Here is a 15,447-nt window from a genome sequence, read left to right as displayed (position 1 = left end):
TCTATTAATCACCTCTCTAGTTCGAATTCAATTGCTCACGTAGTTTACGCATATAGGTTACGCCTACATATTTGTACTTTAGAGTTGCTGGCCTTCTTATCCGCTATATACGCTTTACTATCACGTGCCTATTCGTATAGCCAAGATTTCTCTATCTCTTTCTCTGCCGATTCTTATTTCCAACGTCAGACTTAAACAGTCTATCCTAATGCCGTTCGATCAGCTACTCACAATAGTCAGGCTTGGGAATCACTTTTGGCTTTACTAGTATATGGTACCCACAGAGGACTTACACCTCAGATGAACGGAATGTCCGTCGTACCTAAAAAAACGAGCACTTTCGTACTCGTTTTTAAAAATCTGTTAATTAAAGTGAGTTTACGTCAACCTTGATACCAACACCTTGAGTAGTTGTGATTGTCAAGTTTGTTACGTAAGTTCCTTTAGCTGTAGCTGGTTTTGCTTTTTGGATTGTTTCGTTGAAAGCTTTGAAGTTTTCAACCAATTTTTCAGCTTCAAATGATACTTTACCGATGATTGCTTGAACGTTACCTGCACGGTCAGCACGGTAAGTAATCTTACCACCTTTAGACTCTTCAACTGCTTTAGCAACATCCATTGTTACAGTACCAGTCTTAGGGTTTGGCATCAAGTTACGTGGTCCAAGGACACGTCCAAGACGTCCAACAAGAGCCATCATGTCAGGTGTAGCGATAACTACGTCGAAGTCCAACCAACCGTCGTTGATTTTCGCAACAAGGTCATCTTCACCAACAAAGTCTGCACCAGCAGCTTTTGCTTCTTCAGCTTTTGCACCACGTGCAAAAACAAGAACGCGTGAAGTTTTACCAGTACCGTTTGGCAATACCATTGCGCCACGGATTTGTTGGTCAGCTTTTTTAACGTCGATGTTCAAGTTGTAAGCAACTTCTACAGTTGCGTCAAATTTTGCAAAGTTAGTTTCTTTTGCAAGTGCTACAGCCTCTTCTACACTGTATGCTTTTGTGCTGTCGATTTTCTCAAGAGCAGCACGAAGTTGTTTGCTTTTTTTAGCCATTTTCTATTCTCCTTGTAAGTGGTTCAATCGATTTTCATCTCCCACGTCACTTCTCGAAATGATGAAGTCTTGCGGGTATTCAGTCTATTGATTTTCTTTTCCTACTTCGTTAAGTTCCTTTACTGTACCCAAGTACAAGCGTCAGTCACTGGCCTAGTATGAAAAGCAACTAATAGACTGCTGTGAGATTTTCTACTGTGTTATTGATTAGTCAACAACAGTGAATCCCATAGAACGAGCAGTACCTTCGATCATACGCATTGCAGACTCAATGTTTGCTGCGTTCAAATCTGGCATCTTAGTTTCTGCAATTTCTTGTACTTGTGCACGAGTAACTGTAGCAACTTTAGTTTTGTTAGGTGTACCTGATCCTTTTTCAACACCTGCAGCTTTTTTCAAAAGAACAGCAGCTGGTGGTGTTTTTGTAACGAAAGTAAATGATTTGTCTTCGTATACTGAGATAACAACTGGAATGATCATACCAGCTTGGTCAGCTGTACGAGCGTTGAACTCTTTTGTGAATCCCATGATGTTGATACCAGCTTGACCAAGAGCAGGTCCAACCGGTGGAGCTGGTGTAGCTTTACCAGCAGGGATTTGCAATTTTACAAGTTTTTCGACTTTTTTAGCCATTTTTAAATCCTCCTTTGTGGTTTTGGCGGTAATTAAAGATTTTTACCTCCCACAAGTATGCTTTACACACACCTTTCTATTATACACTATTTATCTAAAAATGCAAGAGAAAAATTACTTTTTTAATCGACGTAATCTCCGCCTTCAAATCCATAGTATTCTTCCAAACTGAGGCCACTTGCAGCAATTTCTTTGGCTTCTTTTCCAACGTAGCGGAGATGCCATTCTTCTGCCATGTAGCCAGTCTCTTTTTCCTTGCCTTTGAGATAGCGAACGACAAAGCCATAGTCAGCCGCATGATCCAAGAGCCACTGGGCTGCCTTTTCTTCAGTAACTAAATCACCATCTGTCCCAATAAGGTCAAAAGCAAGGCCCGTCTGGTGTTCACTATAACCTGGTCGAGCTGAGTAGCGATCTGCTGCTTCCTTACCATCTTGATTGACATAGTCTTGATAAAGTTTGGTTTGAGTTTCATAACTTCTAAAACCACTGTAGTGATCGCTGATTGGGTAGCCAGCTGCTTGCATTGCTGCAATGAGCTTCAGCAACTCTGCTTTAGCTGTTGGATTTTCTCCTGGATTATAGTCTTTTGACAAAGGATAGTGCTTATTAGCTATGACGATTTCATCGTATTTCCCTTGAATACTATAGTAGTCTCCCTTATTGACAACTTCTGCCTTCTTCTGACTAGAAGCTTGGGATTTGCTCCCTACAGTTCCTTCAGGTTGACTAGTTTGTTCTGTTTTTTGAGTATTTTCTTCATTTTTAGGTTGTTCTTGAGAACATGCTGCTAGGGTTACTGCCAGCAAACCAGATAAAACAATGTATCTTTTTTTCATTTTTCCTTCCTCTCTTAGACCACGTGCTTCTCTAATTCATCGGATAAGGCTTTAATCATTTGTTCCAACTCATGGGATTTCACTTGGCAATCTTCTGCCGCCATTTCTTCCCATGGCATCCACCAGACTGGCCCACGGCCATTCAATCCATGACCCTTCATATCACCTGTTCTTCGTGGAAAGAGATGCCAATGAGCGTGGGCATCACCATTTCCTAGGAGTTCAATATTCATCTTTTCAGCCTCAAATACTTTGGCGACTGCTTCTTGGACCAAACTCATTTCCTCTAAAAAGCGAAGTTTTACAGAAGTCTCCATATGGTGGAGTTCTGTGACATGCTCTTTTGCCAGAAATAAGGTATAGCCCTTAAAGTATTGGTGATCTCCAATAACAACATAGCCTGTTTCTAGTTCTTTTACAAAGTAGGGATTTTCCCCTGCCTTGATCCATTCAATTCTTTGACAAATCAAGCACATATTATTCTACCAAGGTGCTCTTGAGATAGGCGTCTACCATACGCTCTGTCGCCACGACCGAATCAATATGTGTTCGTTCGTAAGAGTGACTGGACTCAATACCAGCTCCAAGGAGGGCGTGTTTGACCTCTGCTCCTGCTGACATAGCCGCTGAAGCATCCGAACCGTAAAATGGATAAATGTCGAGCTTAAAAGGAATATCTTGCTCCTTCGCCAAAGTTACCAAGTGTTGACGGAAGTCATAGTGATAGGGACCTGAAGCGTCCTTGACACAGATAGAAACTGTATACTCATCCGTCTGCTGGTCATCGCCCATAGCTCCCATATCCACAGCTAGATATTCCACTACCTGAGCTGGAATATTGGAGTTGGCACCGTGACCAACCTCTTCGAAGACTGAAAAAGCAAAATGAGTTGTTACTGGCAATGCAATCCCCTCTTCCTTATAAACACGAAGAAGATTGAGCAAAATTGCTGCGCTGACCTTGTCATCCAAATGACGGGACTTGATAAAACCAGTCTCTGTCACGACAGTTCGCGGGTCAAAACTGATAAAGTCGCCAACCTCGATGCCCAAGGCGCGCGTTTCCTTTTCATTGGTTACTTTTTCGTCCAAACGCACTTCCATATTGTCCTGTGTGCGTTCAGCAGTTCCTGCATCTTTGTAGACATGGCAAGAAGTTTGATGGATGAGGATGGTCCCAGATACCGTTTGACCTGTGCTAGCCACATGAACCGTACAGTTCTCCCCTTCAATCATGTTCCAAGGGAAACCACCGATACGATCCAATTTGAGACGGCCATCTGGTTTGACAGCACGGACAATAGCACCCAGCGTATCCACATGGGCAGTCACATAGCGGTGTTGGTCATCATTTTGACCTTTAATAGTAACATTGACACCACCCTTGGCTGTGCGAACAGGCTGGTAACCAAGCTCTTCTAAAGTATGGACTAGATAGTCTGAGATCTCACGAGTAAAGCCCGTCGGAGATGCAATTGCGGTTAGTTCTTTGATATAGTTTATAGTCTGATTCATTTCTTCACCTCTTTCCTACCATTATAACATTTTTCTAGTCAGACTCCTTCTCAAAAGGAGAAAAACTGTGTTTAGTTGCTTTCACTATAGATTCATGTTATAATACAAATACTTTGATTATGAAAGGAAAGTAAAAATATGAAATCATACTTTAAAGTATCACTAGCCCTTGTGGCTTCACTTGTCCTCCTACTCGGATGTTCCAAACAAGCATCAACACCTACCAACAGCAGTACCAAAGAAGACACAACAACTCAGTCAAGTGAGAGCAAACAAAGCAGCCAACAATCATCTGAAAAGAAGGAAACAACTCAGACACATACCTTTGTAAACAAAAATAATTCTGGAATCACTTCTACCTTGGTTTATACTGTAGAGGGGGACAATGTTATCAAGCAATCAGCTAATAACATTGCTGATCCTGAAATCCTTGGTGCAACTCCAGAAGATGTCAAGAGTTTTATCGAAGAAAAGTACAAAGGTTATAATGGACTCAAAGGTGTTAAACAAACGATTGAAATCAAAGATGGAAAAGTTGTTCAAGATCTAGAAGTTGACTTCTCAGTTGCAAGCATTAGCGAACTTAGAAAAGCACTTCCTGAAGAATATTCTGGTATCGGCAATCGTGTCAGTTTCTCAAACTCTAAAAAAGCACTGGAAAAGATGGGATTCACAGAAAAGACGAACTAATCTCCTAAAATTTCATATAGACTAGTGTAGGTCCACCCCAAAAGTTAGACACAACTCTAACTCTTGGGGTATTTTATTACATCCCTAACCGATGAGTCCAATAGATTCCTCCCAATCCCATAAAAAGTGCATTTAAAACTTCACACCCTTATAAAGCCATATGATAAAAGATTTTTGAAACAGATAGAGACAAAACTTTAATCATCTGACTAGTTTCTGTTCATTGTCATGTCAGGTCAGATGAGAGGGGAGGTCTAGTTGATTTTGTAGTAGAATCATGTTATAATACAAAATACTTTGATTATGAAAGAAAAAAACATGAACAAATATTTTAAAATGACTCTTTGTATAACTCTACCATTAGCTATCTTATTGGGATGTTCAAAACAATCAACAACCTCATCAACTAGCTCAGCAAAAAGTGAAACTACTCAGGTAGAATCTACTAGCCAGCAAGCTACAGAAAACAAATCTGAAGTAAAAACTGTGACCTTTGTAAATGATACTCGTACTGGCTTTAATTCTACTTTAACCTACACTGTAGATGGAGACAAAGTATTGAAACAATCAGGTCATAATGTCTATGATCCAGAGGCTCTTGATACTACTGCTGAAACTCTTAAAGCATTTGTTGAAAAAACTTATAAAGGATATCAAGGCCTCAAAGGTGTTACTCATAGCATCAAAATCAAAGATGGAAAGGTCGTTCAAGATGCTGAAGTCGACTTCACAGTCGCAAGTATTGACGAACTTAGAAAAGCCTTACCAGAAGAATACTCAGGCGTAGGTAACAATGTTAGCTTTACTGCTTCTAAGAAAATGTTAAAAGATCTTGGATATACTGAAAAAACTAACTAAGTGTCTTTTACAAAAATAAAAAACCTCGGCTTATGCCAAGGTTTTTTTATTCCATCTCAAAAACATCACTCTCTTGTTTGTTTGGTAGAACCAATGAAAGCAAGATTCCGATAATAGCTGGCACTAGCCATGGAAGAGAGGCTGACGCAAACGGAAGGGCATTAATCAGATTTTCTAGAAACTCAATCTTAAAGGAACTTCCAAGGACGCTTGCAAGAGCAATAGCTGTAACAAGCCCAATAGTTAACTGCATGCCCGGTTTTGATAGGGCGACAAACTTATTAACAATCACAATCATCACAATGGCAATAGTGATTGGGTACAAGATTACCAATACTGGAATTGAGTACTTGATGATCGCATCCAGACCGAGGTTTGCAATAGCAAATCCAATCAAGGTAAAGGCAGTGGCATAGACCTTGTAGCTGATTTGTGGGAAACGTCCGTTAAAGAACTCTGCTGTTGACACAATCAATCCAACTGTCGTTGTGAAGCAGGTTACAGTTACCATAACAGCAAGGAAGAGTTGAGCTGTTGAACCAAAGATTTCCTGAGTTGCTTGCGACAAGATATAAACACCTGGTGTGCCACCCTTCATCGTTTCTGCTGGTACTGGGAAATGATTTCCAAGGAATCCTAAACCGATATAAAGAGCGCTAAAGGCAAAAGCTACAACGATACCAACCACCCAAATAGTTGAAATGTATTCTTTCTTACTGGAGAATCCAAGTTGTTTCAAGGTTTGAACAGCAATCACACTGAAAGCCACTGAGGCAAGGGCATCCAAAGTGTTATAACCTTCTAGGAAACCTGTCCCAAAAGCAGAAGCTTGATAAGCAGCTGACGCAGTTTGAGGACTTGTTCCACCGTATTTGAAGGCACCTAGTACAACCAAGATAACGATCAACAAAGCAAAGACTGGCGTTAAGATACGTCCAATTCGATCCAAAATCTTTGATGGATTAAGTGAAATCAAATAAGCCGCTGCAAAGTAAAGCACAGTAAAGACAATCAATCCTAGGCCTTTGTTTGCTTCGGATAAGAGGGGACTAATCCCAACTTCGTAAGCTGTTGTGGCTGTACGTGGAATGGCAAAGAAGGGACCAATCGATAGATAGAGGACTGCAAGATAAAGCGTCGCAAACCAAGGTGAGATTTTCTTAGAAATCTCGTGAATGTATCCTTTCGGGTTTAGCGTTCCGATAATAAGTGTCAAGACGGCAATACCGACACCTGAAAAGACAAAACCTGCGATGGCAGGAAGAAATTGTTCTCCAGATAAAGCACCTAGAGAAGGTGGAAAAATCAAGTTTCCCGCACCAAAAAATATTCCAAACAGGAGCAAGCCTGTTAGGGCACCTTTTTTAGCCATAAAAATCTCCTTCATATTTCTAAAATACTGACCTAGTATACCATGATTAAGACTCTGAAAAAAGTATCCAAAATTAATCATTGAATGTTTTCAATATTTTTAAAAATAAGAATTATCTAAAAACAAAATCCCTCACTCAGTTGGAACCGAGCAAGGGAAGATTAGGATCTATCGCTATAGAGGTTTAAAGATTTTCAAAGGTCGTCATTCCACCTTGAACATTGATAACGTCATAACCCTGTTCAGCTAGAAACTGACAAGCACGTGCTGAACGCATTCCTGATTTACAAATGACATAATGCAAGAGGTCCTTGTCCAATTGATCATAAATATCGGCTAATTGACTAAGTGGTAGGTTCTGAGCACCTTCTAAATGAAGCGTCTCGAACTCTTCTGCTTCTCTCACGTCCAGCACAGAAAGTGAACTATTCTGGTAAAGCTGGTAAAATGCATCGAAGGAAATATCTTTCATTCTTTTTCTCCTAAAATGGTTTTAATTCTTTTTTTCAAATCGGGCACTACTTCTGACTCAAACCAAGGATTTTTAGCCATCCAAATTTGATTTCGTGGTGACGGGTGCACCAGAGGGAAAAATTCTGGTAGATAGTCTTTGTAGTGTTTTACCCGCTCCGTTACCTTGCCACTAACTTTCTCATGTAAATAGTAGGCTTGGGCATATTGCCCAATCAAGAGAGTTAATTGGATATTGGGCAATTCTTGCAAGAGTTGCGGATGCCATTTTTCTGCGAAACCTGTTCGAGGTGGAAGATCACCCGACTTGCCATGTCCTGGAAAGTAAAAATCCATGGGAATAACTGCAAACAAGCCCGAATTGTAAAAGGTGTCTTCATCCACACCTAGCCAGTCACGCAAGCGATCGCCGCTCTTATCCTTCCAATAAATCCCAGCTTCTTGTGTTTTAAGTCCAGGAGCTTGACCGACAATATTGATACGAGCTGTCTTTGGCGCTGCAAAGAGAGGCTCAATTCCGCGTTCTGTATAGCTGGTATTCTGTGGATCCGCCATAATGGCTTGCTTGATTCTTTCGATTTGAGACATCTGTTTTCCCTCCAAAAAGAAGTCCAAGCATACAATCTCAGACTTCTATCGTTTTATTTGATCAGTTCATAAATAGCTTCAGCATAGATTGCTGCTGCTCGGAAGAGATCGTCCAAGGCGATAAATTCATTGGCTTGGTGCATGGTATCGATTGAGTCCGGGAACATGGCACCGTAGGCAACTCCACGTTCCAGTAAGCGGCCAAAGGTACCACCACCGATGACTTGTTCGTGACCTTTAAGACCAGTTTGTTTTTCATAGACATTCAACAAGGTTTGCACAAGCGGATCTTCCATTGGCACATAGTGAGGGGTATGACCGTGTTCAGAAAGGCTAACAGAAGCAACTGGCAAGGTTTCAAGGACTGACTGGATGTGCTCTGGGCTTGTTCCTTTTGGATAACGGAAGTTAAGGGCAATGGTATTGTCAGCACTTGCTTCGTCAAAGCGGAAGACACCCGCATTCATAGAAAGGGCACCCATCTTTTCATCTACATGAGCAACCTTGAGATTTGTACCCTCATGGTCATTCAAGAGAATCTTACCAGCGATGTCGAGGTAGTCTTTTGCAGGTCCTGCAAAGTCAAACTGGCTGAGGAAGAGGGCCAGGTAGGTCGCACCATTGACACCTGAAGCAGGCATAGCACCATGAGCTGATTTACCAATGATGGTCACCTTGTATTTGCCAGATTCTTCTTTGATTTCTCCTCTGAGTTTGTGTTCTGCAACAAAGGTATCTAGTTTAGCTTGCAAGTCAGCCAGGTCGCCTGAAACGACTGCTGTTGCTGATTCAGGTACCATGTTTTCACGCAATCCACCTCTGAAGCTGTGAAGACGGGCTGCACCTGTATTTTCACCTGCAAAGTGAAGATATTCCGTGATGTTCCCTTTTTCACCATTGATGATAGGGAATTCAGCGTCTGGAGAGAAACCGAAGTCTGGTTTCGCAAGTCCTACATGTTCAAAGTAGTAGTCCATGTCTGCCCAACCTGATTCTTCGTCTGTTCCGACGATGAAACGAACTTTCTTAGAAGTTGGAAGTCCCAATTCTTTGATAATTTTCAAACCATAGTAACAAGCAGTTGTAGGTCCCTTGTCATCGGAAGCACCACGCGCATAAAGGCGACCGTCTTTGATAATTGGTGTATAAGGGTCCGTGTCCCAACCGCTACCAGCTGGCACCACGTCCATGTGAGCAAAGATTCCGAGGACTTCTTCTCCTTCACCAAACTCAAAATGTCCTGCGTAGTTATCGACATTCTTTGTTGGATAGCCATCGCGGTCTGCGATTTCAAGGAATTTTTCCAAGGCTTTTACCGGCCCAGGTCCAAATGGATGCTCAGCATCGGCTTTGCTGTCATCACGTTCTGAGTTGATTTCCAAAAGGCTAAACAAGTCAGTCAAGAGGTCTTCTTTACGTTTTTCTACTTCTGCTGTAAAATCAATTGCTGTCATTTTTTCTTCTTTCTATCTTTTTTCGATAATTTCATCCACTGGCAAGCGGTAGCTTGGTTCCAATTTTTCGTCTGTGTAACCTACCGTAATCAAGAGTTCTGGACGGAAACGGTCTTCGATATCCAAAACTTCGTTGGCTTTTGATTTGTCAAATCCAAGAATAATGTTAGAACCAATTCCCTGATCTGTCAGAGCCAAAACCAAGTTCATGGCAACCAAACCTGCATTGAGGGCTAGGTAGTCGCTGACTTGTTGTTCACTATAACGCGCAAATTCAGCTGGCAGATTCTTCATAAAATATTGAAGTTGCTCTTCAGAAAAGTTATTAGCGCCGCCAACTCGGGCAATCTTACGAGCACGTTTGGCAAGATCTGTATCTGTAAACAAGGCAATGGTTACAGGTGCTGATGATACCTGTTCAAAGTTCAAACCATAAGCCAATTTTGCCAATTCAGCATTTTTCTCACGAACAACCACAAACTTCCATGGCTGGCTGTTGTGGGCACTTGGGGCCAAGGTTGCGATTTCGATAGCCGTACGCACATCTTTGGGATCTACCGGTTTATCAGTAAAATGCTTAGTCGTATGACGTTTTTTATTTAATTCAAGAAATTTCATAATCGATTTCCTTTTCTAATTCTACTGCATCCATTCTACCATATTTTGAAAGAGCTTGCAGAGTTTTTTCATTGAGGATCCTGTTTCCTTTTCAACTAGGCTACCCGCCCTTCTACGGACTCAGATTATTCCGACGCAGGACTTTCTTTTTCAAAGAAGTGGCCACTAGAGTCTTGGATTTTGTTGATGATATCATCGTAGTGAGAATTTCTTTCTTCCTCATAGAGATTATTGATTTCTTGATAGTTCAACGGATTTTCAACCTTGGGCTCTGGCTTGCGACTGAGGAAATCAAGAGTCCCCAGAAGAAGCAAAATCAGGATCACTAGAGAGGTCCAGCCAGTTTCCTTCTTAAGCAGCCGAACTCCCTTGGTCGAAAGAGATTTCCAACTAGGGGACTGAGGTAAGAGCTCATAGATTCTCTTTTGAGTCGGAAAAAGGGTCAACAATGCATACAAGGTCAGAAAGAGAAATGAAAAACTATGGACAGAAATCCAACTATACTTAATTTTCATCTTAAAGGCCTTATAACCAGCTCCCCCCATATACACTTCTAGGGCGAAGACGGCGATCATCAAAAGACAGAAAATCAGGAATTGGACTTTCCATAGCTTTCTCAATCCTAAATACTCTTTTTTGAGCAATTCTTCTTTGTTCTTGGCTTGGTCTACTTCTACTGGAGCTGGGGTGCTTGGTTTTACTTCACTATTACTTTTAGTTGACCCTACTTTCGCTTCAACTGGTTCAACCTGTCTAGCAAAATAGGCTTCCGCTTCCCTGATGACCTTGCTAAGATTTTCCTCCGTCAGCAGATAAGGAAAGCCATTGATCATCCAATTGTTTTTCTTATCTACCTTATTCGGCTCCACCACATTAAGGCAAAAGTATCGCCCAATCAAGCTAATTGAAAATATCGCATCATAATATTCAGATAGAACTGAAAAATCAACCCCATAAACAGTCTGATCCTCGGTCAGTTTTTTCGTTTCCATAAAGGAAACGTCCTTTGTAAACGTCAATCGGATTATCTCTTGTGCTTGGGAAACTTTTTCTTCAACTGTAGCAGGATCAAGGGGGAGTGTTAAAGCAGAAAACGTATCGGTGGAAGCATTCCCTTCTAGACTATCTTTAAACCAATCCAAGAAAGAAGTCATATTGGATACGGTTAGATCAATAGGCTGATGAATTGGAAATGCTTGGTCCTCTATACTAGAAGGCATGGGGTCTATCTCTTCAAAAACAAACTGCTGCCCCGCTATCTCAAGGCTAAAAAAAGCTGGATAATGAGGCAAAAGACAAGTAAAGACAACCCTAAAGGGTTCATTCTTTTCGAAGGGTCTTCTCCAGAAGTCTATTATTGCTATTCCCTCAAAAGTCGATTCTATCATTCTTTTAAGAAGAAAACGCTTTTTTAAGAGATTATCAGGAGTCAGTGCTTCAGAAAACATCAGGCCTGGTTGATCCAGATAAGCTTTGATCTTTCCAAAGCTAGCTCGAAAACGATCTCGATCATACAAAAACTCCATCCCGAATCTTTCAGGCCCCCAGAGGAGTGATACATCGTTACCTTCAACCAACATATTTATTGCTGTCTTATATTCTTCAAGATGAACCTCAAGAATAAATGTCGGACCATAAGCACTCCGGGCCGTCGTTTCTATATCTACAATTTCGAAATGCTCACCAAAAACATGTTGAAGGGCTTGTCGGATATCATTTACCACAAGCTCTCTATGCTGATCAACAGTTAATCCCATTACTTTATTACTTACCCCTTATGCGTTTTTATAGACTGAAGGAAAGCATTAGCCTCCTGTAGATAATTGTGTTGTTCAATCAAGGAAGTTAGAAGCTCGATGTTATGGCCCCGATAGTTGTCATATCGGCGTAGTTCTTCATACATTTCGATAAAGGGAAGGTCCCTAGACTTGGCCAATTCTAACTCCGCTTCATAATCATAAGAAACTTTTCGGAATAGAATATTTACCAATTCACCATCTTCCACTTCTATCACGGCATACTGGGCACGGTGATTTTTTAACGCCTCCCAATCAAAATAGGGCATGCCAATCGTACCTGGATTGATGATTTGTTGCCCTTGACTGCCGTAACGAAGCAACTGCTTGTGGACATGACCATAGATTGCCACGTCCGTTTCCTCATCTAGGAGTTGATCAAATTTATCTGTGTTATTCCCAACAGACAGATCCCCACCATAGTTTTTTTCAGGCAAATTATGAGAAAGAGAAAAGCGCAGTCCATCAACTTCTTTCTTTTCTAGCAAAGGTAAGCTTCGTAGCCAGTCAATCGTTGCAGGATCCATTCGCTCCATCAAATACTGCGTCATACGCAAGAGCTGGACTTCCTGTGGGTCTTCCAAGCCATATTGCCCATCTAAAGCCTCAAGGACACAATCATCCCAATTGCCTCGAACACTTGCTGTGATAGGAAGGTCTTTTAGCAGAGCGACCAGATCATTTGCACCTGGACCAGGTAGAAAAATATCTCCCAGAAGCCAATATTCACTGACTCCGTGAGCTTTAGCATCTGCAATCACTGCTTCTAAGGCAGTCACATTTCCATGAATATCTGATAAAATTGCGATTTTATGGTTCATAATGATCTCCTTCTGTTTGATAATCTACTCTCTCTTCCGCCACTTGAGCCAGTTCCACTGCTTCCTGCGGATTCAACTTTCTTTGCACAGTTTCTGCGACAGCTCTGGGCACACCGACTTCGACAATCTCATCCACACTGGCTTCCTTGATTTTAGTGAGAGATTTAAAATGCTTCATGAGATTCTGCTTGCGTTTAGGTCCCAGACCGTCAATCCCATCCAATTGAGATGAAAAAGAATTTTTGGAGCGCAGTTGGCGGTGGAAAGTGATAGCAAAGCGGTGTACCTCATCTTGAATGCGTTGGAGGAGGAAAAATTCCTGAGAATTGCGAGATAACTCTACCACTTCCAGTGGATCTCCAAAGAGCAGTTCATGGGTTTGGTGCTTGTCATTCTTTTGCAGACCTGCAATTGGAATATCCAATCCTAGCTCTTCTTGGATGACTTGCTTGGCAATATTGACTTGACCTTGTCCCCCATCAATGACAATCAAATCTGGAGGGGTCAAGCCCTCACGTTGAACTCGGCCATAGCGTCTGCGAATAACCTCACGCATACTGGCATAGTCGTCTGGACCAACCACAGTCTTAATTTTATACTTACGATAATCCTTCTTACTTGGTTTGCCATTGACAAAAACCACCATAGCTGAAACAGGACTGGTTCCCATGATATTAGAGTTATCGAAGGACTCGATACGGACTGGGGTCGGGATTTGGAGCAAGCGTCCTAGATTTTCAATAGCTCCTTGTGTCTTTTCGACAGATTTTTCTAGCAGATTGAACTTCTGCTCCAGGCTAACACGGGCATTTTTGATGGCTAGATTGACCAGCTGTTTCTTCTCTCCACGCTGGGGCTTGAAAATCTTGGTATCCACCAAAGCCTTGACCGCTTCTTGGTCAATATCCTGCGGAATCAATACTTCATTGGGAACTAGGTGAGATTTTTCTTGATAAAATTGTCCTACATAGGTCAAAAAGTCCTCGTCCGGATCATTGTAGTAGGGGAAGAGATTGACATCCCGCTCGATGAGTTTTCCTTGACGGACAAAGAAAACCTGAACACACATCCAGCCCTTGTCCACATAGTAGCCAAAGACGTCCCGATTTTGCAAATCTTTTGCCATGACCCTTTGCTTGGTCCGAAGCGTCCCAATGGCCTGAATCAGGTCACGGTATTCCGCCGCACGTTCAAACTCCATACTTTGGGCTGCCTTTGCCATCTTACCCTTGAGGTCATCGATGATTTTGTCATCCTGCCCTTTTAGGAAATCAGAAACCTCCTGAGCCATAGACTTGAAATAAGCTTCATCTTTTTTACAGATAGTATGGGCCATACATTGACCGATATGGTAGTAAAAACAGACTTTAGAGGGCGGGTTGGTACACTTGCGAAAAGGGAAAATCCGATCCAACAGCCGCTTGATTTCATTGGCCGCTCCCACATCAGGATAAGGTCCAAAATAAAGACCTCCATCCTTTTTGACCTGACGAGTAATGATGAGCCGTGGATAGCGTTCATTGGTGATTTTGATGAAAGGATAAGACTTATCATCCTTGAGCATGATATTGTACTTGGGCTGATTTTCCTTGATAAGGTTGATTTCTAGGAGAAGTGCCTCAATATTGGACTCGGTGACGATAAATTCAAAATCCACAATTTCAGACACCAGAGCTTCCGTCTTGGTATCATGACTTCCACGGAAATAGGACCGCACGCGATTGCGCAGATTTTTAGCCTTTCCTACATAAATAATGGTGCCGTTTTTATCTTTGTGAATGTAACAACCGGGGCTGGTCGGCAAGAGCTCCAGTTTTGATTTGATCAAGTTATTCATAGTTCCATTATAGCAAAAAGGCCGTGACAGGACGAACAAAAAGCCCCACCAATCACTTGTTGGAGAAGCTTTGATTTCTTTTAAGATTGCACCGACTTCATCTAGTCGCTACTGGTATAGAGTTCTTGAACAACTTTCACATCTCGAGGCTGAATTCCATAGTAGGAACCTGCTGGCTGCATGACAGAAGTTTCGTTGGTATGATCCAATCCGATGGCATGCCCTAGCTCGTGCTCCGCCGTGTGCACGATCCGGTCATAAGAATAACCATAGTTTGGATTGGATAGATAATAGTGATTCAGGCGAACCGTTACAGATATAAATTGTTTGGTTAACAAATTGGTTTGACTCTCGGCTTGACCAGCTACAGCGGTCGATCCATCATTCATCTCACTTGCCACAATATCTGCCTGGCTAGGATCCGCAACCACCTCAAAGGTAAAGGCTCCCGTTTGATTCCAGTTTTTTATAGCTTCTGCATAGGCGCCTTGGAAGGTCTCATCCATTTGAGGCTCAATATAGATGCGAGCTGAAGCCTGAGCCCACTTGCCTTCTGCATGTTGGTGACTGTCTGTCTGAGACAAGACTTCCAGCGTTCCCGTCTCCTTCCACTGATTCCAGCCACCTTGACCAATCTTACTCATTTTTTCAACCTGATTGACCGCAGAATGAAAATCACCTGTCAGATACCAAACCACTCCAAAGGCAATGAGCAGTAGAATGACCACAGTCCAAACCAGGCGCCAGAAGAAACGCCAAATTCCCAACAGAAATCGGAAGAATAATCGAATAATCCAGAACATGACGTCCCACCTTTCATAAAAATAAGAACCTATCTTGAAATCACATTCTCTTTGATCAAGATAGATTCTCTATTTTACTGAAGAAAGCTGAAAGA

At 41.9% G+C, this 15,447-nt stretch carries 16 protein-coding genes; 2 read left to right on the top strand and 14 right to left on the bottom strand.

Going from position 1 to position 15,447, the window contains the following annotated elements; translation table 11 throughout:
- Positions 1-367: 367 nt before the first annotated feature.
- From rplA to ACORHV_RS02380, 5 genes are all read right to left on the bottom strand, one after another.
- Positions 368-1,057 carry a 50S ribosomal protein L1 gene (gene rplA / locus ACORHV_RS02400; RefSeq protein ID WP_001085675.1) on the bottom strand — a complete coding sequence of 230 codons (690 nt, stop codon included), beginning with the start codon at positions 1,055-1,057 and terminating at the stop codon, positions 368-370.
- Positions 1,058-1,264: 207 nt separating this feature from the next.
- Positions 1,265-1,690, bottom strand: a complete 426-nt coding sequence (rplK, locus tag ACORHV_RS02395) for a 50S ribosomal protein L11 (protein WP_001085808.1) — start codon at positions 1,688-1,690, stop codon at positions 1,265-1,267.
- A 122-nt stretch (positions 1,691-1,812) separates the two neighbouring features.
- Positions 1,813-2,529, bottom strand: coding sequence for an LD-carboxypeptidase LdcB/DacB (gene ldcB / locus ACORHV_RS02390; RefSeq protein ID WP_000747744.1), 717 nt, complete (start codon positions 2,527-2,529; stop codon positions 1,813-1,815).
- Between the two features lie 14 nt (positions 2,530-2,543).
- Positions 2,544-3,005 (bottom strand): HIT family protein, encoded by a 462-nt coding sequence (locus tag ACORHV_RS02385; protein WP_000335635.1) that lies wholly within the window; start codon positions 3,003-3,005, stop codon positions 2,544-2,546.
- Between the two features lies 1 nt (position 3,006).
- Positions 3,007-4,044, bottom strand: a complete 1,038-nt coding sequence (locus tag ACORHV_RS02380) for a M42 family metallopeptidase (RefSeq protein WP_001076927.1) — start codon at positions 4,042-4,044, stop codon at positions 3,007-3,009.
- Positions 4,045-4,182: 138 nt separating this feature from the next.
- Here ACORHV_RS02380 and ACORHV_RS02375 point away from each other — a divergent pair, with 138 nt between their 5' ends.
- Positions 4,183-4,734: a DUF1307 domain-containing protein gene (locus tag ACORHV_RS02375; RefSeq protein ID WP_434398638.1), complete on the top strand. Its 552-nt coding sequence runs from the start codon at positions 4,183-4,185 to the stop codon at positions 4,732-4,734.
- A 318-nt stretch (positions 4,735-5,052) separates the two neighbouring features.
- On the top strand, positions 5,053-5,592 hold the full coding sequence (locus ACORHV_RS02370) for a DUF1307 domain-containing protein (protein WP_434399027.1): 540 nt from the start codon (positions 5,053-5,055) through the stop codon (positions 5,590-5,592).
- Positions 5,593-5,638: 46 nt separating this feature from the next.
- Here the strand turns inward: ACORHV_RS02370 and brnQ are convergent, their stop codons facing one another.
- The 9 genes from brnQ to ACORHV_RS02325 form a co-directional block, all read right to left on the bottom strand.
- On the bottom strand, positions 5,639-6,964 hold the full coding sequence (brnQ, locus tag ACORHV_RS02365) for a branched-chain amino acid transport system II carrier protein (RefSeq protein ID WP_434398636.1): 1,326 nt from the start codon (positions 6,962-6,964) through the stop codon (positions 5,639-5,641).
- A gap of 184 nt (positions 6,965-7,148) precedes the next feature.
- Entirely contained in the window at positions 7,149-7,436 is a 288-nt protein-coding gene (locus ACORHV_RS02360; protein ID WP_434398634.1) for a rhodanese-like domain-containing protein, read from the bottom strand.
- On the bottom strand, positions 7,433-8,023 hold the full coding sequence (locus tag ACORHV_RS02355; protein WP_434398632.1) for a uracil-DNA glycosylase family protein: 591 nt from the start codon (positions 8,021-8,023) through the stop codon (positions 7,433-7,435). Before ACORHV_RS02355 ends, ACORHV_RS02360 begins: the two co-directional genes overlap by 4 nt.
- 53 nt (positions 8,024-8,076) lie before the next feature.
- Positions 8,077-9,477: a dipeptidase PepV gene (gene pepV, locus ACORHV_RS02350; RefSeq protein WP_434398630.1), complete on the bottom strand. Its 1,401-nt coding sequence runs from the start codon at positions 9,475-9,477 to the stop codon at positions 8,077-8,079.
- A 12-nt stretch (positions 9,478-9,489) separates the two neighbouring features.
- Positions 9,490-10,095 carry a nitroreductase family protein gene (locus tag ACORHV_RS02345; protein WP_434398628.1) on the bottom strand — a complete coding sequence of 202 codons (606 nt, stop codon included), beginning with the start codon at positions 10,093-10,095 and terminating at the stop codon, positions 9,490-9,492.
- A 125-nt stretch (positions 10,096-10,220) separates the two neighbouring features.
- Entirely contained in the window at positions 10,221-11,852 is a 1,632-nt protein-coding gene (locus ACORHV_RS02340; protein WP_434398626.1) for a hypothetical protein, read from the bottom strand.
- Between the two features lie 11 nt (positions 11,853-11,863).
- A complete protein-coding gene (locus ACORHV_RS02335; RefSeq protein ID WP_434398624.1) occupies positions 11,864-12,712 on the bottom strand; it encodes a metallophosphoesterase family protein in 849 nt (282 codons plus the stop codon).
- Positions 12,702-14,549 carry an excinuclease ABC subunit UvrC gene (gene uvrC / locus ACORHV_RS02330; RefSeq protein WP_434398622.1) on the bottom strand — a complete coding sequence of 616 codons (1,848 nt, stop codon included), beginning with the start codon at positions 14,547-14,549 and terminating at the stop codon, positions 12,702-12,704. Before uvrC ends, ACORHV_RS02335 begins: the two co-directional genes overlap by 11 nt.
- Before the next feature lie 101 nt (positions 14,550-14,650).
- Positions 14,651-15,352: a M57 family metalloprotease gene (locus ACORHV_RS02325; RefSeq protein WP_434398620.1), complete on the bottom strand. Its 702-nt coding sequence runs from the start codon at positions 15,350-15,352 to the stop codon at positions 14,651-14,653.
- Between the last annotated feature and the right edge of the window lie 95 nt (positions 15,353-15,447).

Source organism: Streptococcus sp. KHUD_016 (assembly GCF_051106465.1).
Classification (GTDB): Bacteria; Bacillota; Bacilli; order Lactobacillales; family Streptococcaceae; genus Streptococcus.
Note: the sequence above shows the minus strand (reverse complement) of the source record. Positions and strands in the feature narration are given on the sequence as shown.